This is a genomic window from Oricola sp., from assembly GCF_022763245.1.
Taxonomy (GTDB): domain Bacteria; phylum Pseudomonadota; class Alphaproteobacteria; order Rhizobiales; family Rhizobiaceae; genus Oricola.
Genome location: NZ_JALEGV010000011.1, coordinates 126,409 through 147,984, shown reverse-complemented (window position 1 = coordinate 147,984; position 21,576 = coordinate 126,409). Strand labels below are relative to the sequence as shown.

Annotated in this window: 19 protein-coding genes; 9 read left to right on the top strand and 10 right to left on the bottom strand. The window is 64.0% G+C overall.

Annotated elements, in window-relative coordinates:
* Nucleotides 1-374: 374 nt before the first annotated feature.
* Genes MRY80_RS03515 through MRY80_RS03490 form a run of 6 tightly spaced genes read right to left on the bottom strand, consistent with a single transcriptional unit; the run spans nucleotide 375 to nucleotide 7,666 of the window.
* Nucleotides 375-1,610 (bottom strand): Gfo/Idh/MocA family oxidoreductase, encoded by a 1,236-nt coding sequence (locus MRY80_RS03515; protein WP_293288063.1) that lies wholly within the window; start codon nucleotides 1,608-1,610, stop codon nucleotides 375-377.
* A gap of 28 nt (nucleotides 1,611-1,638) precedes the next feature.
* Nucleotides 1,639-2,475 (bottom strand): sulfite exporter TauE/SafE family protein, encoded by an 837-nt coding sequence (locus tag MRY80_RS03510; RefSeq protein WP_293288060.1) that lies wholly within the window; start codon nucleotides 2,473-2,475, stop codon nucleotides 1,639-1,641.
* Nucleotides 2,475-4,121 carry an ABC transporter ATP-binding protein gene (locus MRY80_RS03505; RefSeq protein WP_293288058.1) on the bottom strand — a complete coding sequence of 549 codons (1,647 nt, stop codon included), beginning with the start codon at nucleotides 4,119-4,121 and terminating at the stop codon, nucleotides 2,475-2,477. Before MRY80_RS03505 ends, MRY80_RS03510 begins: the two co-directional genes overlap by 1 nt.
* A gap of 2 nt (nucleotides 4,122-4,123) precedes the next feature.
* Entirely contained in the window at nucleotides 4,124-5,713 is a 1,590-nt protein-coding gene (gene ggt, locus MRY80_RS03500; RefSeq protein WP_293288056.1) for a gamma-glutamyltransferase, read from the bottom strand.
* Entirely contained in the window at nucleotides 5,706-6,464 is a 759-nt protein-coding gene (nagB, locus tag MRY80_RS03495; RefSeq protein WP_293288053.1) for a glucosamine-6-phosphate deaminase, read from the bottom strand. Before nagB ends, ggt begins: the two co-directional genes overlap by 8 nt.
* Complete coding sequence (locus MRY80_RS03490; RefSeq protein ID WP_293288051.1) at nucleotides 6,461-7,666, bottom strand: ROK family transcriptional regulator; 1,206 nt, start codon at nucleotides 7,664-7,666, stop codon at nucleotides 6,461-6,463. The genes nagB and MRY80_RS03490 overlap by 4 nt, the downstream gene beginning before the upstream one ends.
* 218 nt (nucleotides 7,667-7,884) lie before the next feature.
* Between MRY80_RS03490 and MRY80_RS03485 the strand changes: the two genes are divergently transcribed.
* The 3 genes from MRY80_RS03485 to MRY80_RS03475 all read left to right on the top strand — a co-directional run bounded on the left by MRY80_RS03485 (nucleotide 7,885) and on the right by MRY80_RS03475 (nucleotide 11,271).
* The gene (locus MRY80_RS03485; protein WP_293288049.1) at nucleotides 7,885-9,387 is read left to right on the top strand and encodes an ABC transporter substrate-binding protein; all 1,503 of its coding nucleotides are present in this window, start codon (nucleotides 7,885-7,887) and stop codon (nucleotides 9,385-9,387) included.
* Nucleotides 9,388-9,451: 64 nt separating this feature from the next.
* Entirely contained in the window at nucleotides 9,452-10,393 is a 942-nt protein-coding gene (locus MRY80_RS03480; protein WP_293288046.1) for an ABC transporter permease, read from the top strand.
* Complete coding sequence (locus tag MRY80_RS03475; RefSeq protein ID WP_293288043.1) at nucleotides 10,390-11,271, top strand: ABC transporter permease; 882 nt, start codon at nucleotides 10,390-10,392, stop codon at nucleotides 11,269-11,271. Before MRY80_RS03480 ends, MRY80_RS03475 begins: the two co-directional genes overlap by 4 nt.
* A gap of 124 nt (nucleotides 11,272-11,395) precedes the next feature.
* Here MRY80_RS03475 and MRY80_RS03470 read toward each other — a convergent pair whose 3' ends face one another.
* Entirely contained in the window at nucleotides 11,396-13,270 is a 1,875-nt protein-coding gene (locus MRY80_RS03470; RefSeq protein ID WP_293288040.1) for a sigma 54-interacting transcriptional regulator, read from the bottom strand.
* Nucleotides 13,271-13,599: 329 nt separating this feature from the next.
* Between MRY80_RS03470 and MRY80_RS03465 the strand changes: the two genes are divergently transcribed.
* The 5 genes from MRY80_RS03465 to MRY80_RS03445 all read left to right on the top strand — a co-directional run bounded on the left by MRY80_RS03465 (nucleotide 13,600) and on the right by MRY80_RS03445 (nucleotide 17,664).
* Nucleotides 13,600-14,862, top strand: a complete 1,263-nt coding sequence (locus MRY80_RS03465) for a CmpA/NrtA family ABC transporter substrate-binding protein (RefSeq protein ID WP_293288363.1) — start codon at nucleotides 13,600-13,602, stop codon at nucleotides 14,860-14,862.
* 3 nt (nucleotides 14,863-14,865) lie between these two features.
* Nucleotides 14,866-15,699, top strand: a complete 834-nt coding sequence (gene ntrB, locus MRY80_RS03460; protein WP_293288037.1) for a nitrate ABC transporter permease — start codon at nucleotides 14,866-14,868, stop codon at nucleotides 15,697-15,699.
* A gap of 9 nt (nucleotides 15,700-15,708) precedes the next feature.
* Nucleotides 15,709-16,626, top strand: coding sequence for an ABC transporter ATP-binding protein (locus MRY80_RS03455; RefSeq protein WP_293288034.1), 918 nt, complete (start codon nucleotides 15,709-15,711; stop codon nucleotides 16,624-16,626).
* A gap of 23 nt (nucleotides 16,627-16,649) precedes the next feature.
* Nucleotides 16,650-17,114, top strand: a complete 465-nt coding sequence (gene cynS / locus MRY80_RS03450) for a cyanase (RefSeq protein WP_293288033.1) — start codon at nucleotides 16,650-16,652, stop codon at nucleotides 17,112-17,114.
* Between the two features lie 85 nt (nucleotides 17,115-17,199).
* Nucleotides 17,200-17,664, top strand: coding sequence for a nuclear transport factor 2 family protein (locus tag MRY80_RS03445; RefSeq protein WP_293288031.1), 465 nt, complete (start codon nucleotides 17,200-17,202; stop codon nucleotides 17,662-17,664).
* Between the two features lie 271 nt (nucleotides 17,665-17,935).
* On the opposite strand, the gene MRY80_RS03440 is transcribed toward MRY80_RS03445, so the two are convergent.
* Genes MRY80_RS03440 through MRY80_RS03430 form a run of 3 tightly spaced genes read right to left on the bottom strand, consistent with a single transcriptional unit; the run spans nucleotide 17,936 to nucleotide 20,264 of the window.
* Entirely contained in the window at nucleotides 17,936-18,583 is a 648-nt protein-coding gene (locus MRY80_RS03440) for an aspartate/glutamate racemase family protein (protein ID WP_293288028.1), read from the bottom strand.
* A gap of 4 nt (nucleotides 18,584-18,587) precedes the next feature.
* Nucleotides 18,588-19,538 (bottom strand): polysaccharide deacetylase family protein, encoded by a 951-nt coding sequence (locus MRY80_RS03435; protein WP_293288026.1) that lies wholly within the window; start codon nucleotides 19,536-19,538, stop codon nucleotides 18,588-18,590.
* Nucleotides 19,539-20,264, bottom strand: coding sequence for a GntR family transcriptional regulator (locus tag MRY80_RS03430; RefSeq protein WP_293288024.1), 726 nt, complete (start codon nucleotides 20,262-20,264; stop codon nucleotides 19,539-19,541). It lies immediately after the preceding gene.
* Nucleotides 20,265-20,553: 289 nt separating this feature from the next.
* On the opposite strand from MRY80_RS03430, the gene MRY80_RS03425 reads away from it, so the two are divergent.
* Nucleotides 20,554-21,540, top strand: coding sequence for a TRAP transporter substrate-binding protein (locus MRY80_RS03425; protein WP_293288022.1), 987 nt, complete (start codon nucleotides 20,554-20,556; stop codon nucleotides 21,538-21,540).
* The last annotated feature ends 36 nt before the right edge of the window (nucleotides 21,541-21,576 follow it).

Below are 21,576 nucleotides of genomic sequence, written 5' to 3'. Positions count from 1 at the left end.
CGCGGCCCCTGCTTTGAGGCTGACGTTGCGAACGCGCGGAAATGACGCGGCGATCCGGGGCGAAACCGGAAATGCAGCTTTGGGAAGGCGGTTCGGCTGTGAGGTTGAATCTCGGCGAACCAGCCCGTGTTCGCAATTCCCTGCCGTCCTGGAACGTCACGGGGAAGCAGGGTCAGTCTCGGGCCCGGCAGGCCCGCCGGCAGCTCCGGTTCTCCGGTGAGATCAGAGAGCTATGAGAGGACTGCCCGTTGCGGAAGCGCTAGGCCAACGCGTTCCGTTTGAAAATGCAGGTGAAATCGCCTTTGCCTGTCGTGCCCTTCTTCCCTCAAGGCGAGGGAACAAGGCGGCTGCGAAACCAAGTGCTATTCAATCGGTCAGCCTTGTCGCGCCACCGCCGGCACGAAGTTCTCCAGATCGGCGGAAGCGATATCCACGGTCTGGCCGGTCTCCGCCGACTTGTAGAGCGCCATCAGCATCTCCACGACCGCGACGCCGTCCGCAAAGGTTTCCATCGGCGCGCGGCCGGCGCGAAACGCCTCGATCATGTGACGGTTGCCGTCCGTGTAGCCGTAGACGCCGGCTTCGTCTTCGAGCACCGGCATCAGACCCTGTTCGGAGTTCTGTTTCTCGACGAGATCTTCGCCCTGGTCGCCGCTCACCGCGCGCGACATGAACACCTTGAGGCCGGTCGATAGGGTCGAGAATTCCATCGCGTATTCGGGACCGAGAAGCTCGAGCACGATCCGCAGGCCCGGCCCGACATAGGCCCAGGAGGTGGTGGCCTCGACGATGACCTCGTTGCCCTGCTCGTCCTCGAAAACCAGGATGCCGCGCGCGAAATCCTCCGCCGGGCGCTTCGTGTAATCGACGGCGTCGCCCATGCGGGCCTTCAGGTCGGCCGCGTAGCGCGGCCGCGCCCACTTCAGTGTGGCCGTTGTCGCCGATGCGTTCTTGAAGGTCAGGCTGTTGCGCGGCGCGCCGGGCTCGGTCAGCAGGTAGCGCCCGACCTCGACTGAGTGGCACATCATGTCGAGCAGCACGCCGCCGCCCTGCAGCTCGCCTTGCCAGAACCACGGTTCGTGCGGCCCGGAATGCTCCTCCGCCGCGCGTGCCAGATAGGGGCGCCCGGTCGCCGGCACCGCGCGCCGCCAGATGACTTCCTTGCCGCGCTCGACGGCCGTCGAGAAGAGCTGGTTTTCCAGGTAGCCGTGCAGCAGTCCGGCGCTTTCGGCCAGTTCCAGCATCTGCCGGGCTTCCTTCAGCGTGCGCGCCAGCGGCTTCTCGCAGGCGACGGCGCGGATGGCGCTCTTGCCCGACGCGACAGCGTTCGCGATGACCTGCATCGTCGCAAGCCGCGTGTGGTTGGGCGACAGGATCCACACCGCGTCGAGGTCCGGCGCCGCCAGCAGCGCTTCGAGGCTGTCATAGGCAACGCAATCGCCCAGGCCCTGGACTGCGGCGTCTTCGGCAAATGCCTGGCGCTTCGCCGGTGTCGGGCTGTAGACGCCGACAACCTCGACATTGCGCACGCTGTTGAGCGACTTCAGGTGAAAATGGGCGATGAACCCGGATCCGATGAATCCGATCCGCAAGGGCTTCTGGGCAGGCATGGCATTGGCTCCTGGCTGGCTGGGCGTGTCACGCCCAGAGGGTCTGGAAGATGTCGATGAACATCCGGAGGGCGGTCACGCCCAGGAAGGCGGCGAAGGCGTAGCTCAACATCCGGCGCGGGATGACATGCGCGGCCTTCGCTCCGAGCGGCGCGATCAGCATGGTGAGCGGGATCAGCGCGACCAGCGCGATAAGGTTCACATAGCCGATCGATCCGGCCGGCAGATCGGCCTCGCCCCATCCGGCCAGCGTGTAGCCGACGGTGCCGGGGATCGCGATGATGAAGCCGATCGCCGCCGCGGTGCCGACGGCCTTGCGGATGTCGAAGCCGAAGGCGGTCAGGATCGGGACGCTCAGCGTTCCGCCGCCGATCCCCATCATCGCGGAGAACAGGCCGACGAAGACACCGGCCGCCGATTTGACGCCGACATTGGGAAAATTGTCCGTCAGGGCCGAATTGTTGGCGCGCACGACCATGTTGAGGGCGACGAGCAGCGCCACGACGGCGAACACCGTCGTCAGCACCAGGCCATCGACATGGCCACCGATGGCCGTGCCGCAGACAACCCCGATGAAGATTGGCAGGCCCCATGATTTGAGCAGTGTGAAATCCACCGCGCCGCGCTTGTAGTGGCTGCGCGCGGATGACAGCGACGTGAAGATGATCGTCGCCAGCGAGGTGGCGACGGCGACCTTCATGCGGATCGTGTCCGGCACGCCGACGCCGCCGAGCACGAAGTAGAGCACAGGCACGATCACGATGCCGCCGCCGACGCCGAGAAGCCCTGCGACGAAGCCGCCGACGACGCCCGCGAAGATCATCGCGGCGATCCACATGCCGTAATCGGCGAAAAACTCCTGCATCAGCCTTGTCCGTCCTTGGCGTGGGCGCTGCCGTTCCCCGGAATGGCGGCAAGCAACTGGCGCGTGTAGGCGTGCCGGGGATTGGTGAAAAGGTCCGCGGTGGGGCCGGTCTCGACGATCTTTCCCTGCCGCATCACCGCCAGCCGGTCGCAGATCTGCGCCGCGACATGCAGGTCGTGCGTGATGAACAGCATGGCGAGGTCGAGGCGTTTCTTGAGTTCCTCGAGCAGGTCGAGCACCTGCGCCTGAACCGTGACGTCGAGCGCGGAGACCGCCTCGTCGGCGACCAGCACGTCGGGTTCGAGCGCAAGAGCGCGGGCGATGCCGATCCGCTGGCGCTGTCCGCCGGAGAATTCGTGCGGCAACCGGTCGGCAGCCTTCGGGTCGAGCCCGACAAGCGCCAGCAGGTCCCTGGCGTCGCTCAAAGCCTTGGTGCGTGGAACCCCGTTCGACATCGGCCCGTCGGCGATGGCGAGCCCGATCTTGCGGCGCGGATTGAGCGAGGCGAAGGGATCCTGGAACACCATCTGGATGCGGCTTCGCCGCCGGCGCAGTTCCTCGCCCTTCATCGCGCCGAAATCGTCGTTGCCGAGGCGGATCTGGCCGGTATCCGGCTCGATGATACGCGTCACCAACCGTGCCACCGTCGACTTGCCGGAGCCCGATTCCCCGACAAGGCCGAGCGTCTCGCCCTTGTGGATCTGGAAGCTGACGTCGTCCACGGCCTGCACGACGCGGTGGTCGCCCAGCATGCCGGCCTTCGACCGGTAGGACTTGTTGAGACCGACGACCGAGCAGGCGACCGGGTTGGCGTCGACAGTCTCGCGTTTCGGCGGCGCGCCGGTCGGCACGGCGGCGAGGAGCGCCTTCGTGTAGGGATGGCGCGGATTCTTGAGAACTTCCTCGGCGGTCCCGGTCTCCACCACGTCACCCTTTTGCAGCACAAGGACACGGTCCGCGATGTCGGCGACGACGCCGAAATCATGGGTGATGAAGATCACCGAGGTGCCGCGCCGCTGCTGGATGTCGCGGATCAGCCGCAGGATCTGCGCCTGGGTCGTGACATCAAGCGCGGTCGTCGGTTCGTCGGCGATGAGCAGTTTCGGCTCCAGCGCGAGCGCCATCGCGATCATCGCCCTTTGCCGCTGCCCGCCCGAGAGCTGGTGGGGAAAGGCACGCACGATGCGTTCCGGATCGGGCAAGCGCACCTCTTTGGCCAGTTCGAGAACCTTGCGCTGCCGTTCGGCCCGGGTCAGCAAGCCGTGCGCCTCGAACACTTCGGCGATCTGGTCGCCGATGCGCATCGACGGGTTCAGCGCGGTCATCGGTTCCTGGAAGATCATGCCGATGGCGCGGCCGCGCATGCCGCGCATGGTCTTCTGGTCGACCTTGAGAAGGTCGCGGCCGTCGAACAGCGCTTCGCCGCGTTCGACATGGATGACGGAGGGCAGCAGGCCCATCAGCGTCTGGGCGCACAGCGACTTGCCGGAGCCCGACTCCCCGACAATGCACAGGATCTCGCTCTCGGGCAGATCGAAACTGAGGTCGTTGAGCGCATAGGCGCGGTCCGCTCCGCCGGGCAGCCGAAGGGCCAGATGCCGGACCGAGACCGCGGGCGAAGGTGTCGAGGCGGATTGTGTGTTCATCGTCAGTACCCCAGCGCGATGCCGTCCTTGCGATGGTCGGACGCGCCCCACAGCACGCCGCGCTCGTGATCGATCCGGACCGCCTGGCAACCGCCGAGCGGTTCGTCGGCCCAGCGGGTCTTGTGGCCGCGGGCTTCCAGGTCGGCGCGGACCGTGTCGTCGATGGTCGGTTCGAGCGAAATCGCGCCGTCCGTGAAGAAGGAACGCGGCTGGTCGGAGGCCATCTGGATGTCGAAGTCGCGATCGATCACCTGCGAGACGAAATGGGCGTGTCCGGTTGCCTGATACTGGCCGCCCATGACGCCGAAGGACAGGACCGGCTTGTCCTTGTCGAACAACATGGCCGGGATGATCGTGTGGAACGGCCGCTTCGACGGGCCGATCTCGTTCGGGTGGCCCGGCTCCAGCGAGAAACCGCAGCCACGGTTCTGCAACAGAACGCCGGCCTTCGGCGCGTAGATGCCGCTGCCGAAGGCGAAGAAGATCGAGTTGATCAGCGAAATGACGTTCCCGTCGCGATCCGCCACGCTGACATAGACCGTGTCGCGGTGGATCGGCATGTCGAGATCCGCGGGATCGGACGCCCTGTCCATCGAGATGCGGTCGCGAAGCGCCGCGATGCGCTGCTCGGCGAGGATTTCGTCCACCGTGACGGTCATCGCGTCCGGGTCGGCGATCCAGGCGTCGCGCTGCCGGTAGGCGGTCTTGGTCGCCTCGGCGAGAATGTGGATGCTGTCCGCCGCGGACATCGCCGGGTCGCAGAGATCGAACCCGTCGAGAAGGCGGGCCATGATGAGCGCGGCCAGGCCCTGGCCGTTGGGCGGGCATTCGTGCAGCGTGTGGCCGCGATAGTTCGCCGAAATGGTGTCGGAGACGGTGGTCGCAGTCGCCGCGAAGTCTTCCGCCGTATGCAGTCCGCCCAGCGCATTCAGCGTGGCGAGCATGTCCTCGACGGCTTCGCCTTCGTAGAATGCCGCGCGGCCCCTTTGCGCGATGTCGCGCAAGGTCGCGGCGAGGGAGGGATTGTCGAGCCGGTCGCCGGTCACCGGGGCGCGGCCTCCGGGAAGGAACTGCCTGACGGAGGCCGGGTAGGGGCGGAGCCGATCGGCGTACCGCGCCCAGTCGAGGGCCACCCTCGGCGTGATTGTGAAGCCGTTCTCTGCCGCCGCGATGGCGGGCTGGAGGATCCGGTCGAGCCCGGCGCGACCCCAGGTCTCGCTCAGGTGACACCACGCGTCGACCGCTCCGGGGATCGTCACCGCATCCACGGTTCCGTCATCGATGCGGGACCATCCCTTGTCGCGGAAATGATCGGCCGTCGCGGCGGCCGGAGCGCGGCCCGATCCGTTGACGGCGATCGGCGTGCCGCCTGCGGGCGTGTAGAGCGCGAAACAATCGCCGCCGATCCCGGTCATGTGCGGATCGATGACGCCTTGCAGCGCCACGGCCGCGATGGCCGCATCGACCGCATTGCCGCCGGCGCGCAGGACGTCCAGCGCCGCAAGCGTCGCCTGCGGATGCGAGGTCGCGACCATGGCGTTCTCGGCCAGGGCCACGGATTTGCCGGGTTTCATGAAATCGCGCTCAAGCATCGGTGTTCGTCCGCGTAGAGGAGAGGAAACGCGCTGCGTCGCGGTCGGAAATGACCGTGACATCGGAGTGCAGGCGCAGGAAGCAGGCGGGATTATCCGGCGTTATGGGGCCCTCCAGGGCACGGGCGAGCGCATCGGCCTTGGCCTCTCCGGTCGCCAGCAGAAGGATGCTCCGCGCCGACAGGATGGTTGCGATCCCCATCGTGACCGCATGGGTGGGTACGGTCTCGCCGTCGGGAAAGTCGCGCTGGTTCGCGGCGCGCGTCGCCGCTGCGAGTTCCACCACGCGGGTGCGGCTGGTGACCGCAGCGCCGGGTTCGTTGAAACCGATATGGCCGTTGCGGCCGATGCCGAGGATCTGGAGGTCGATACCCTTTTTTGCGATCGCGGCTTCGTATTCCGCACAGCTGTTCTCGTCGGGCAGATGAGCCGAGTTCCGCGGCATGTCCACATGCGCGAAGAGATGATCCTGCATGTAGGACGCGAAGCTCGACGGATGACCGTTGGGCAGGCCGCAATATTCGTCGAGGTTGAAGCTCGTCGCCCGGGCAAAGGAGAGGCCCTCGTTGCGGTGCATTTCGACGAGCGCCCGGTAGACGCCGACCATCGAATTGCCGGTCGCCAGCCCCAGCACCGAGTCTGGCTTACCGCGCAATTGCGCGGCCAACCGTGCCGCGAGGTCCATCTCTGCGGCGTGCCGTTCGGGAAGAACCGCGAGGGCGGGAGTTTCGTATTTCTGTGCGGCCATCATTTCACGGCCTCTGCAATGTCCGGCGTTTCCGCAGGTGTGTAGCGCGGCAATTCGAAGAGGTTCTCGCGCATGTGGTCGAGGCTGTTGGCGAGCGTGCCGTACAGGCCGGCGCGGCTTCCGAGCTGGCTGATGGTGCATTCCGGCGGGGCGGGCATGCAGAGCGGCAGCGCCGCGCAGACCCGTTCCAGCAGTTCCGGGCGTGCGCCGATGCTGCCGCCGAGAATGACGCGTTCGGGATCGACGATGGCCGACACCGCAAGGATCGCCTCGGCGATGGTGCGCGCGACTTCGTTGATCGTTGCCTTGGCCTTCTCGTCGCCGGCTTCGATGGCGTCCATGATGTCGCGGACGCTTCGGCCGGGCATCCCGCCATAGTTTTCATACCGGTCACGGATCGCCGCACTGCCGACCATCGTCTCGAGAGCGCCCGCGTGAAAGGTGCGGCTGTCGAACGGATCGGCGCCGATCGGCAATGTCGAGATTTCGCCTGCCGCGCCGCGCGAACCGTTGAGGATCTGGCGTTCGTTGATGATCCCCATGCCGATGCCCGTTCCGAGGGCGATGAAGACGAAATTGCTGATGCCCTTGCCTTCGCCGAGCCACTGCTCGCCCTTGGCCGCCATGTTCACATCGTTCCCGATATGCACCGTGCAGCCCATCCGCTGGGTCAGGATCGTCTGCAGCGGCGCGCCTTCGAGGTCCGGAATGTTGGGCACCATGATCAGCTTGCCCGTCTTCCGGTTGTAGGCGCCGGGAATGCCGACGGTCCCGACCATGACGCGCTCCAGTGGGAGGCCCGCCTTCTCGGCCAATGAATTGTTCAGCGAGACGAGCTGAGACATCACATGCTCGCCGCCGCGGGAATCCGTCGGTTCCACGCTCTCGGCGACGATCTTGCCGTTCATGTCCGCAAGCGCGGCCTGGATCTTGGTGCCGCCGACATCCGCGCCGAAGACGAGGGCGCGGCTTGGCGTGATCTCGTAGGCCGCCGCGCTGCGACCGACCGTGCCCTGCGTGCGGCCGGTCACTTCGAGCCAGCCGTCATCCTCCAGGAAGCGGAAGACCTCGGACATGGTCTGCTTGGACAGGCCGGTGATGCGCGCGAGTTCGGCACGCGAGATCGGTCCCCTGTCCATGACCGTCCGCATCACGGTGCGAAGCGTGATCTGGCGGGACATCGGAACGGATGAAAAATCGATCATGTGCGGTAGCGCCTAATTGGTCAGTTTTCAGAACGAATAGGTGGAGGAAGCGGCCTGGTCAAGCGGATTGACGGCGAATTATCGGAGATTTCTGCATGTTTTCAAGCTCCGGAACTTTTATTGGTTCGGAAACTTTACAAATGCAAAATCCTGTGGTTCGCTCGGTGGAGAGGTCAAGCGGAAGGCGAAGAGGTCTCCGTGCCGAAAGGGAGTGCACAATGAAAGCTTCAACGAAATTCATGCTTCTGGCTTGTGTCATGGCGATGGGTACCTCCAGCGTCAGCGCGCAGACCTTGCGCGTCGGTATGCAGGACGATCCGGACGCCCTGGACCCGGCAATTGGCGGAACCTATGCCGGCCGTATCGTGTTCGACGCGATGTGCGACAAGCTTGTTGACATCGACGAGAATCTCGAGATCGTACCGCAGCTCGCCACGAGCTGGGAGTGGAATGACGACAACACCGAATTGACCATGGCGCTGCGCGAAGGCGTGACGTTCCAGGATGGCGCGCCGTTCAACGCGGAAGCCGTCAAGGTGAACATCGAGCGCATGAAGACGATCGACGAGTCGCGTCGCAAGTCGCAGCTGGCGCCGATCACCGAGGTCGAGGTCGTCGACGATCACACCGTCGTGCTGAAGCTCGATGCGCCTTTCGCACCGCTGCTTTCGATCCTGACCGACCGCGCAGGCATGATGGTCTCCCCGGCCGTCGCCGGTTCCGGTGACGAATTCGCCGCCAATCCGGTCTGCTCGGGGCCCTACAAGCTGGTCGACCGCAAGGCGCGCGACACCATCACGCTCGAGAAATATGACGGCTACTGGAACGCCGCCGAGATCGGCTACGACAAGATCGTCTACGAGATCATCCCGGACTCCACGGTGCGTCTGTCGCGCCTGCAGGCCGGCGATCTCGAGGCCGCGGAGCGCATCGCGCCGACCGACCTCACGACTGTGCGGTCCGACGACGGCCTCGCGCTTCACACCGCTCCGGGTCTGGCGGTCTCGCACCTCTTCATCAGCCAGAAGCCGGATTCGGGCGTTCTCGCGACCAATCCCGACCTGCGCCATGCGCTGGAGCTTTCCATCGATCGCAACATCATCAACCAGGTCGCGTTCAACGGCGAGTTCACGGCCGACAACCAGATGATCCCGCCGTCAAGCGCCTTCTACAGCAAGTCGCATCCGATGCCGGCTCGCGATCTGGACGCGGCGCGTGAGCTGATCGCCAAGTCGGGCGTCGAGAACCCGACCATCGAGATCACCTATGAGAACTCGCTGACCGACGGCCGCGTCGCCCAGATCATCCAGTCGATGGCGAACGAGGCCGGCTTCACCGTGAACCTGTTGCCGCTCGAGACCTCCTCGGCGATCGAGCGCTACCTGGCAGGCAATTTCGAGCTCTATATCGGCAACTGGAGCGGCCGTGCCGACCCGGATCCGACGCTCTACACCTTCTTCGGAAGCGACGGCAGCCAGAACCTCAACGGCTACAGCAATCCGAAGCTCGACGAAGTCCTGATCGCGGCCCGCAAGGAGCTGGACATGGATGCCCGCAAGAAGCTTTATGACGAGGCTGCGGACATCTACCTCGCCGATCTATCGACCATCCCGCTCTACCACCCGACGTGGTTCTACGCGGCTCAGTCGAATATCGACGGGATCAAGATCTTCCCGGACGGCCTCCTTCGCGTCACCGGCGTGAAGCCCGCCGGCGAATAAGCCAACAGACCAGGCCGCACCCGTTGCTCCGCGGGTGCGGCCACCCTTCGGAAGACACGCGAACATGTTGAACTTCGTATTCCGGCGGCTGCTTGTCGCGATCCCGACCCTTCTCATCGTGTCGGTGTTCGTCTTTCTACTGCTCAAGCTCTTGCCGGGAGACCCGGCGCTGGCGCTGGCCGGCGAGGAGCGGGACCCCCAGGTCATCGAAACCATCCGCGCGAAATACGGGCTCGATCAGCCCCTGCCGGTCCAGTATGTCCGCTGGCTGGGCGGCGTGCTGCAGGGCGACTTCGGCGTGTCGATCCGCACCCGGCTGCCGATCGGCGAGATGATCGTGGAGAAGCTTCCGGTCACGCTGCAGCTCTCGCTGCAGGCGATGATCATCGCGCTCATCATAGGCATCCCCGCCGGCGTCCTTGCCGCCTTCAAGCGCGGCACGCCGATAGACTACCTGGTATCGACGCTCGGCCTGGGCGGATTGTCGATCCCCAGCTTCTGGCTCGGCATCATGCTGATCCTGCTGTTCGCGGTCTCGCTCGGATGGCTTCCAAGTGGCGGCTATGTCGGCTTCCTGGAATCTCCGCTGGCCAATCTCCGCTACACGCTGATGCCCAGCCTCGTTCTCGGTACGGCGGCGGCGGCGATCGTCATGCGACACACACGCTCCTCGATGATCGCCACGCTGCAGCAGGATTACATCCGCACCGCGCGTGCCAAGGGGCTGCGTGAATATGTTGTGGTCACCCGCCATGCCCTTCGAAACGGTCTCATCCCGGTCGTCACCACCGCGACGCTTCATCTCGGCGAGTTGCTGTCCGGCGCCGTCCTGACCGAGCAGGTCTTCGGCATTCCCGGCTTCGGAAAGATGATCGTCGACGGCGTGTTCAGTCGCGACTATGCGGTGGTGCAGGCCGTGGTCCTGTGCGCGGCGGTCATGTTCCTGCTGATGAGCCTGATTGCCGATATCGCCTATGTCATCCTGAGCCCGAGGTTGCGCTCATGACCGATCTGTCGCTCCCGTCTGAACCCGCGGTCGACGGTGGACGCCGCAAGTCCGCGATCCGGCAGATCCTCTCGCAGCCGAGCGCCGTCATCGGCGGCTCGATCGTGGTCTTCTTCATACTGGTCGCTGTCTTCGCCCCTGTCCTGGCGCCTTTCGATCCGAATGCGTCGGACTGGCTGGCGATCCGCCAGGCACCGAACGCCGCGCACTGGTTCGGTACCGACGATCTGGGGCGCGACATTCTCTCACGGATCGTGTTCGGTGCCCGTGCCTCGCTCCTTGCCGGCGTGATCGCGGTGGCGATTGCCATCGCGATCGGCGTGCCGCTGGGACTGATTGCCGGCTATTTCGGCGGCCTGCTCGACGCGGTGATATCGCGCTGCACCGACGCCCTCATGGCCGTGCCCTTTCTTGTTCTAGCGATTGCGCTTGCCGCCTTTCTCGGTGCGAGCCTGCAGAATGCCATGATCGCCATCGGCGTGTCCGCCGTGCCCATCTTCATCCGGCTCACCCGAGGGCAGGTTCTGGTGGTCAAGGGGGAGGACTACATCACCGCCGCGCGCGCGGTCGGCGTGCGCGATCGCAACATCATCGTGTCGCATGTGTTTCCCAACGTCCTCGCTCCGATCGTCGTGCAGGGCACGATCACCATGGCCGTGGCCATCCTTGCCGAGGCCAGCCTTGCTTTCCTCGGTCTCGGGCAGCGTCCGCCGGCGCCGTCGTGGGGCAGCATGCTCGATGTCGCTCGCCAGTTCCTGATAGAGGCGCCCTGGATGGCGGTTTGGCCGGGGCTGGCGATCGTGGCGATCGTGCTGGGTTTCAATCTTCTCGGCGATGGACTGAACGACGCTTTGAACCCGCATCGGGACGCCGAATAGCGAGGCCGTTGAACTCGGTCGCGTTGGCCTCGGCAAAGGTGCCGGGCAAGACGGGCACAATCAGGTCATCGCGCCGGGCCGTGCGCCTGTCACCGGAACACAGGCTGGACCGCTGGCCTGACCGTCACGCGTTCCACTCATGCTGTTCGATCCGGAATTTCTCCATGCGTGAGTAGACCGTCGTCGGTTTCATGCCGAGAAGGGTTGCCGCGCCTTCCTTGCCGGCGACACGCCCGTTCGTCTCGCGCAGCGCGGCCACGAGATTGGCCCTGATTTCCTGCTGCATCTCGCGCTCGGTGCGCACCGTCCGGCCGGTGTCGCCGTTGGAGCGCTCTCCGCCGATTTCGACGATGAGCTTGCTGCCGGTGGAGACGATCGCCGCGCGCTCGATGACGTTTCGCAGTTCCCGCACATTGCCCGGCCAGTGATAGTTCATCAGGGCGTTCATGGTGCGCTCCGTGATGATCGGCGGCTTGCGGTTCAGCCGTTCGCAGGCGATCGCGAGGATGTGCGCGGCAAGGTCCGGAATATCCTCGCGACGGTCGCGCAGCGGCGTGCAGTGGATGGGAAAGACGCCGAGAAAGAGAAGCAGGTCCTCGCGAAAATGCCCGACGGCCACCTCCTGCTCGATATCCTTCGCGGATGACGCGATGACGCGGAGGTTCAGGTTGCGGGAATGCGTGTCGCCGATGCGCTTGAATTTCCTGTCCTGCAGCGCCCGCAGCAGGTCGCCCTGAAGATCGAGCGGCAATTCGCACACATCCTCCAGAAACAGCGTTCCGCCATGCGCCAGTTCCAGCGCGCCGGAATTGTCGCCGGCGGTCCCGTCCGCTCCACCGAGCTGGCCGAACAGTTCCGCCTCGATCGAGCGCCGGCTGATGGATCCGCAGCGGAACTGGATCAGCGGGCGTCGCTTGCGGCTGCTGTCCTTGTGGATCGCGCTGGCGACGATCGCCTTGCCGGCACCCGTCTCCCCGGTGATGAAGACCGGCGCGTCGGTGGGCGCGACGAGTTCGATCTTGGCAAGCAATTGCCGGATCGCCGGCGACCGCCCGATGACGTCGTGATGGGCGCGCTCATTGGTGATCGCTTCCTGCAGATAGGCGTTCTCCTGCTCGAGCCGGTCGCGCAGTTCCGCGACCTCGATCAGCGCGTCATGCAGCTTGCGTTCGCTCAGCTTGCGCTCGGTGACATCGCGAAAGATGACGACGGCGCCGGCCAGGACTTTCTGGTTGTAGATCGGCGTCGAGACATACTCGACCTGGATCGGCTTGCCGTCCTTGCGCCAGAAGAGTTCGTCCTCGACACGGGCGACCTGCTCGAACCGGAACGATCGATAGATCGGGCAGTCATGCGCGTGATAGGCGCTGCCGTCCGAGTGATGGTGGTGGATGATGTCGTGAATGGACTTGCCCAGGAGGTCGTCCGTATCCCAGCCGAGCATTTCCTGGGCCGCGCGATTGACGAAGGTCGCCTGTCCCTTCGTGTTGACGCCGTAGATGCCTTCGCCGGCGGCGTTCAAGATGAGCTGGTTCTGGAATTCCAGTTCGGAAAAGAACTCCTGGGCGCGCCGCCAGCCCATGAGCCCCTCGCGCTGAAGCTGCTCGGCTTCCATCGCCCGTTCGTGACGGCGCAACTCCTCCAGATTCAGGAACAGCAGCAGGACAAGGCTTGAATCGGGTGCGAGGCGCCGCCCCCTGATCTCGACGCCGACCGTATCGCCGTTCTGCCGTTCGATCGCGACTTTGCGGGTCCAGGCCTCGCCGCGATAGGCGAGCTCGTCGAGGAAGACGATGAACTCGGCCAGATCGCTTTCGACATATTCGGAAAAGCGGCCGCCATCGGTCGCGCTTCCCGCCAACAGATGGCGCGCCTTCGGATTGGAATGAACGATCCGGTCGTCGATCGTCTCGATGACGATGGCCGCCTCCGGAAGCAGCGCCAGTGCCGTTGCGTCGACCGCGTTTCGGGCCATCGTCAGGGGGCGTATCTCGTTCATGCGGTGGCCTCATCCGTTGCAGATGTCGATATTACGAAGTTTCGTGAATTATGAAATATCGTAATTATTGCACCGCGCAATAAACGCTCAACCTGTTGAAAAACAAGGCCAAAAAATTCTGGCTCTTTCGCCGTTCGGCTTTTCCCGGCGCGAGAACTCCTGGGATACGCTCCTTGGCGAACCTGTTGAACGCACCACGATTGAGGGAGCCAATGACCAAGAGCCTCGGAAATCCTTTTTCACACAAGACCGATCTGCGCCATGGCGCCGGTTGCGGCTGCGAAACCTGTTCGAGCGGTCAGGGCTTTCGCGCCGATGACGGACAGTCGATGTCGTCCGACGACATGATGGAGCGTGCAGTCGAGAACGCCATCGTCCGCTCGATGTTCGGTCAGAACGACTTCTCCCGGCGCTCCTTCATGGGCCTGGTCGGAGGCGGCACCTTTGCCGCGGCGCTCGCGTCGGTCTTCCCGATGGACAAGGCCAAGGCAGCGATCCTCGACACGCTCGGCACGCCGGAGAAGACGGATCTCAACATTGGCTTTGTGCCGATCACCTGCGCGACGCCGATCATCATGGCGCAGCCGATGGGCTTCTACGAGAAGCACGGCCTGAACGCGCAGGTCATCAAAACCGCCGGCTGGGCCGTGGCGCGCGACAAGTCGCTGAATGGCGAATACGACGCCTCGCACATGCTGACCCCGATGCCGCTGGCCATGACGCTCGGCGCCGGCAGCGTTGCCGAGCCCTACATCATGCCGGCCGTCGAGAACATCAATGGCCAGGCGATCGTCCTTTCAAACGAACACAAGGACAAGCGCGATCCGAAGGACTGGAAGGGCTTCACCTTCGGCGTCCCGTTCGAATATTCGATGCACAATTTCCTGTTGCGCTACTATGTGGCCGAGCACGGTATAGATCCCGACACCGACATCCAGATCCGCGTCGTTCCGCCGCCGGAGATGGTCGCCAACCTGCGCGCCGGCAACCTCGACGGTTACCTGTCGCCCGATCCGTTCAACCAGCGCGCGGTCTGGGAAGGCATCGGCTTCATCCACACGCTGACGAAGGACATCTGGGAAGGCCATCCGTGCTGCGCGTTCGCCTGCCCGCTGTCGTTCGCGGAAGAGCTGCCGAACACCTACGGCGCCCTTTTGAAGTCGATCGTCGATGCGACGCAGTACGCCTCCAATCCGGAGAACCGCAAGGAGATCTCCGAGGCAATCGCGCCCACCAACTATCTGAACCAGCCGGTTCCGGTGATCGAGCAGGTTCTGACCGGCACCTATGCCGACGGCCTGGGCGAGGTGAAGCAGGTGCCCGACCGCATCGATTTCGATCCGTTCCCGTGGCACTCGATGGGCGTGTGGATCCTCACCCAGATGAAGCGCTGGGGCTATATCGAGGGCGACGTCGATTACAAGACGGTGGCCGAAGAGGTCTATCTGGCGGCCGACTGCGCGAAGATCATGCAGGACCTCGGTTACGAGGCGCCCGAAGTCACCTATGAGAGCTACACGATCATGGGCAAGACCTTCGATCCGGCCGAGCCGGATGCCTATGTCGACTCCTTCGCGATCAAGCGGGCCTGACGGATGGATCGACTGTCGATCAACCAGCGGGCCGTCATCCTGTCCTTCGTCCTGCTGATCGGAGGCCTCCTGGTATGGGAGGCCTCGATTCCGGCGCAGAAGGCAGCGTCGGAACTGACCGAATACGAACGCCTGACTGGCGGCGGCGCGCCAAAGGCGGGCGTTCCGCCGCCGAGCCAGGTTATCGAAAAGGCCTGGCAAGAGCTGTCCAATCCGTTCTACGACGCCGGGCCCAACGACAAGGGCATCGGTATCCAGATCGCCTATTCGCTTTACCGCGTGCTGTCGGGCTACTTCCTCGCCGCTCTCGTCGCCATCCCGATCGGTTTCCTCATCGGCATGAGCCCGGTCGCCTACAAGGCGCTCAATCCCTTCATCCAGGTGCTGAGGCCCATATCGCCGCTTGCCTGGATGCCGCTCGCGCTCTTCATCATTCAGGATTCCAACGCCTCGGCCATCTTCGTGATCTTCATCTGCTCGATCTGGCCAATGCTGATCAACACCGCTTTCGGCGTGGCCGGCGTCCGCTCGGACTGGGTGAACGTGGCGCGCACCCATGAGCTGGGCCCGATCAAGACGGCACTGACGGTGATCCTGCCAGCCGCCGCGCCGACCATCGTGACGGGCATGCGGATTTCGATCGGCATCGCCTGGCTCGTCATCGTGGCCGCGGAGATGCTCGTCGGCGGAACCGGGATTGGCTACTACGTCTGGAACGAGTGGAACAACCTCGATCTCACCTCAGTCATTTTCTCGATCCTCATGATCGGCGTGGTCGGCATGGCGCTCGATGCCGCCTTCGGCCGGCTGCAGCGCGCCGTCGCCTACGTCGAATAGGAGAAGCCAGTGTCCAAAGCATTCCTTTCGATCGAAAACCTGACCCAGCGCTTTCCCTCCGGCAAGGGGGAGCAGATGACGGTCTTCGAGAATGCCAGTTTCGGGATCGAGAAAGGCGAGTTCGTCTGCATTCTCGGCCATTCGGGCTGCGGCAAATCGACGATCATGAACATTCTCGCCGGACTGGCCGACCCCACCTCCGGCGCCGTCCTGATGGATGGCAAGGAGGTCTCGGGCCCGAGCCTTGACCGTGGCGTGGTGTTCCAGAACTATTCGCTTCTGCCCTGGCTTTCGGCGCTGAAGAACGTCACCTTCGGTGTCGCCGCCCGATACCCGGAATGGTCGAAGGCGAAGGTCGTCGAACATTCGACCAAGTATCTTTCCATGGTCGGCCTCGATGGCGATGCAATCCACCGCAAGCCGTCGCAACTGTCCGGCGGCATGCGGCAGCGCGTGTCGATCGCGCGCGCTTTCGCCAATCACCCGAAACTGCTGCTTCTGGACGAGCCGTTCGGCGCGCTCGACGCGCTGACCCGCGGCACCATCCAGGACGAACTCCTGAAGATCTGGAGCGGCACTTCCCAGACCGTGTTCATGATCACTCATGACATCGACGAGGCGATCCTGCTGGCCGACCGCATCCTGCTGATGACCAACGGTCCGTTCGCGAGGGTGGCGGAATCGGTGGAAATCACCATTCCCCGTCCGCGCAAGCGCGACCAGATCATCGATCATCCGAACTACTACGCGATCCGCAATCATCTGGTCCATTTCCTGGCGACACGTTCCAAGGAACTGGCGGGCCAGCAGACGGGCAGCGAGAGCAACACCCCGCAGACCGTGCGCATCGATCGCCTGGAGGAGGCAAAGGGCGATGACAGCGACGATCCGCGACCGGCGTCGCATCTGCGTGCCGTAAACGAATAAGCGAAAAGAGGAACCACACTGCCATGACCATCGAAATTCCGCAGATGCTGACCAAGGACGACGTCGCCCTGATCATCCTGGCGGCCAAGAAGAAATCCGGCATGACCTGGGAGGAAATCGCCGACAAGATAAGCATGTCGGCCGTCTGGACGCACTCCGCCTGCGTCGGCATGAACGCCATGCCCAAGGAGAAGGCGCAGTCGCTTGTCCAGGTGCTCGGCCTGCCGCAGGAGGTCGTCGAGGTGCTCGCGGAAAGCCCGACCAAGGTCTGGGAACAAGCCGTGCCGACCGATCCCTGCATCTATCGCTTCTACGAGATCGTCGGCGTCTACGGGCCGACCCTGAAGGCGCTGATCCACGAGGAATTCGGCGACGGCATCATGTCGGCCATCGATTTCGACATGAATGTCACGCGTGTGCCGAACCCGAAAGGCGACCGCGTGAAGGTCGAGATGTCCGGGAAATATCTGAGCTACAACAGCTGGTAAGGCTGGACGCAACCGCCATCGATGAAGGCCGCGCTGGCGCAATGTGCGGCCTTCATGCTGCTGATGTCTGAATGGGAGATGCAAGATGACCCGCGCGCCCGTGCCGCCATTCTCGTGGGAAGACGTCGTTACGAAGGTTCGCATGGCCGAGAACGCCTGGAACACAAGGGACCCCGCGAAGGTCGCGCTGGCCTACACGCCGGACACGAAATGGCGCAATCGCTCGGAATTCATCAGCGGACGCGCCGCGGTGGAAGCGTTTCTGACCCGAAAATGGGAGAAGGAACGCGATTACCGGCTGATCAAGGAAATCTGGGCGCACGGGGAAGACAGGATTGCCGTTCGCTTCGCCTATGAGTGGCATGACGCGCAAGGCGACTGGTTCCGGTCATACGGAAACGAGAACTGGAAGTTCGATGCGGAGGGCTACATGGCGGAGCGCCATGCCTCGATAAACGACGTGCCGATCGCGGAGCAAGAGCGGCTGTTTCACTGGTCCTTCGGTCCGCGCCCGGACGATCATCCCGGCTTGACGGAGCTCGGCCTGTAGGCGGGCCGAGCATGGCTTTCGGGAAGCCAGGCGATCGTCAAACATATCCGTTTTGCGGCACAGATCGGCGGCGGCCATCGCCGCCCGGTGCGCCTTCGAAGGGCCGATGATCTGCTCATCGGAAGATCTGGATCGTTTCATCGCATGTTCCCTTCGTAAGGGCGCAGGCTGACCTCACGCCGATGGCCACTCAGGGGAGCCCGCCAGCATGGATCCGCTTTCGCAACTGCACGGAATTAAGTGCAGAGATCTGACTTGAACCGGCCGGTTCCTATCGGCAGATCAATTCGGCCTTGCGCACGGCGCAACTCACGCCTTCGATCACGGGAACGGAAACGAGGGGCGCGACGATATCCGCCATTCCGCCGGCGGCGATCGCACCACCGAGAATGATCACATCGGCCGCATCGGTTCGGACGGCCGAATTCGCCAGTTCGGCCAGGGCATGGGCCGTCCCTTGCGGGTCGAGATGGCTGGCGATCACGCCCCGGTCGAGCGCATGCACGCCGCCCAGCCTGTGGGCCAGCCCGTAATCCGCGACGAGACGTTCTATGCCGGGCACCGAGGTCGGCGCCACGGTCACGATTGAAAACCGAATGCCCCGCATCGCGGCGGTGTAAAGGGCCGCCTCGGCAATGCCGATGACCGGGAAAGGGGCTCGTTTCCTGATTTCCATCAGGCCGGGATCGCTGAAGCAGGCGACGATCGCCGCATCCACGGTGGCGGCATGCTGCAGGATCTCCCTGCTGGTTGCCTCGGCGGCGATGGCGGCATCCGCCGCGGTTTCGATGGCCGGCGGGCCGTCACGCGCCGTCAGCGCGGTGATTTTCGTGTCAGGGCCGGCGGCGTTCTCCGCCCCGATGCGCACCAGTTCGGTGATGGAGGTGGAACTGTTGGAGTTGACGACGAGAAGGTCCATCGCTTCAGGGGAGGGCTCTTCCGGCCATCGGCGCTTGCGGCATCCATTCGGGCAATGCCGACCGATCGCGCCAGAAACGGGCGATCTCGGCGCGCGTGGCGAACCAGACGTCGCCGCGCTCCGACATGTGCCGGAGAAGAGCCTGCAGCCCCGCGATCCTTCCCGGCCGGCCGATGATGCGCTGGTGCAGGCCGACGGACATCATCTTCGGCGTCGTTTCGCCTTCTTCCCAAAGCCAGTCGAAGGCATCGCCGCAGTAGCGCGCGAAATCCTCGCCGAAGACAAAGCCGCCACCCGGACTGAAGCGCATGTCGTTGGTATCGAAACTGTAGGGAAGGACCACATGGGGGCGGCCCGATTGCGTCACCACATAGGGCAGGTCGTCATTATAGGCGTCGGAATCGTAGAGAAATCCGCCGTGTTCGCAGAGCAGCCGGCGCGTGTTGACCGAAGCGGCTGAGCGGGTGTGCCAGCCGACCGGCGCGACGCCGGCGATGTCCGTCAGGGCCTTGGCGGTCCGGGCGATCACCTCCGCTTCGCGGTCGGCCTCCATATGCGCGTGGCTTTCCCACCGATAGCCGTGGCAGGCGATCTCATGCCCTCTGGCGGCGGCGCTCGCGATCAGCTCCGGCGCGCGCTCCGCCGCCCGGGCACACGTGCTGACGGTGGCCTTGACGCCGAATGACTCCAGAACCCCGAGAATGCGTCGAAATCCGGCGCGTGGCCCGTATTCGTAATGGGAAGCCATGCAGGGGTCCGCGGCGCCCACCACTTCGTCCACGACCTCATAGACGGCCTCGTTGCGCTCGTCGCCGTCCGCGACGGAACGCTCGGCTCCTTCCTCGAAATTGAGAACGAACGACACGGCTATGCGGGCATTGCCGGGCCAGGTCACGACCGGCATCTCGTCCCCGTATCCGAGGAAATCCCTTTGCGCCTGTGCTGCGTACGTCATTCAATCCTGCCTCAGATGTGCGAACGCCGTCGCCAGGGATTTTGACGGGCCCGTCTTCGGGCCCAGATTGAGGCTGTCCATCACATCCTGAAGGTGATGGCGCATGGCGTGGGCGGCGGCATCCTCGTTTCCTTCGGCGATGCGGTCGATCAGCGCGGCGTGGCCGTCGAGCGAGCAGGCCGCGGCGTTGGGCCGCTGGTAGAGCGCCACGACGAGGTTGTCGCGCGAAACGAGATCGCGGACGACGTCGGCGACCACCTCGTTGCCGGTAATGCGGGCGAGTTCGCAATGGAACTCCCCGGTCAACCGGTGCGCCTGTCCGCCGTTCCGCGTCAGTCGCGCATTGTGTTCTTCCGCCACGATCTCGCGCAGCGCTTTCAAATCCTTCACGCGGGCGACGCGCGTGGCGGCGCGGATGACGCCTTCTTCGATGATCTGGCGCGCCGCGTTGACGGCGCGGGCCTCCTCGACCGAGGGGCGCGCGACAAAGGCCCCGCGCATGGGCTCGATGACGACGATCTTCTGTTCGTTCAGCCGGTGCAGGATTGGCCGGATCCGCGTCTTCGAGACCCCGAACACCTTTCCGAGTTCGTCCTGACCGAGCTTGTCGCCAGGCGACAGCCGGCCCTCGATGATCGCGTCCGTGATCTCGCGCAGAATCTGGCCATCGCTCAGCGGCTTCTTTTCGCGATCCAATTCCGCATTCATATCGTATCCGATTTTCATCGATATTCTCACTCAAGAGGAGCTTTGACATCCGCCTGTCATGCGCTTCCGGCTCCTCCTATATCGAGCGGGCAGGCCCGTTGTCCATCGAGTTTGATCATAATTTCACTGAATTCGTGCGGCTTTGATGATTTTTTGTGCAAATAGTCGGGGGCGCATAATTTTACGGCCTGATTCTTTAAATCGTATCCGATTTCTGTTGCAATTGATATCCGATGATGGTGCACTCGCCTTCGTTACGCCCGCAGCACGGGTCGGACCGCACATCAATCAGCCGGGAGTCGGATCAATGAACTTCAAGCGTACCATCAGGTATTTCCTCGCCGCGGCGGCCTTCGCCGCGACTGCTTCAACGGCGTCCGCCGAAACCAAATGGATCATGGCGAGCGGTTACGCCGACACCAATTTCATGACGCAGAACATCCAGAAGTTCATCGAGGATGTGAGTGCGGCGACGGGTGGCGAACTCGCGATCACGCTCCACTCCAACGGCACTCTGATCAAGCTCGACGGCATTCGCCGCGCCGTGCAAACCAACCAGGTCCAGATCGGCGAAATCCGCCTCGGCTCCTATTCGAACGAGGATCCGATGTACAATCTGGCCGGCCTGCCCTTCGTCGCCGGCGACTATGAGAGCGCATGGAAGCTGATGGAGGCGCAGAAGCCCTATTTCGACGCCATGTTCGACAAGCTCGGCTTCAAGGCGCTGGCTTACCAGCCCTGGCCGGGGCAGGGCTTCTATACGAAGAAGCCGGTCAACGGACTGGCCGATTTCGCCGGCCAGAAGCTGAGGATCTACTCGAAGGCGACCCAGGACATGGGCAACGCGCTCGGTTTCGAGGCGACGATCCTGCCCTTCGCGGAAATTCCGCAGGCTTTCGCAACCGGACTGATCGACGCCCTTTTCACAAGCCCGCAGACCGGCATCGACATCCAGGCCTGGGATAACACCGACTACTTCACGGCAGCCGGCGCCATCTACACGAAGAACGCCATCATCGTGAACAAGGACGCGTTCGAGGCGCTGCCGGAAGACGCCCAGGCCGCGGTGATCGCCGCGGGCGAAGCCGCGACCAAACGCGGCTGGGAAATGAGCGAGGCGGTCTATGGCGAGCAGCTCGATATCCTCAAGTCGAACGGCATGACCGTGACCGACGCGCCGGCCGAAATCATGGACAAGCTGAAGGAAATCGGCGGCACGATGATGGAGGAATGGAAGGCGTCCGCGTCCGAGGATGCGATCGCCGTGCTCACCACCTACCAGTCGAGCATGTGAGCACGAGGGACTGAACACCATCCGCTTCCGGCTCTG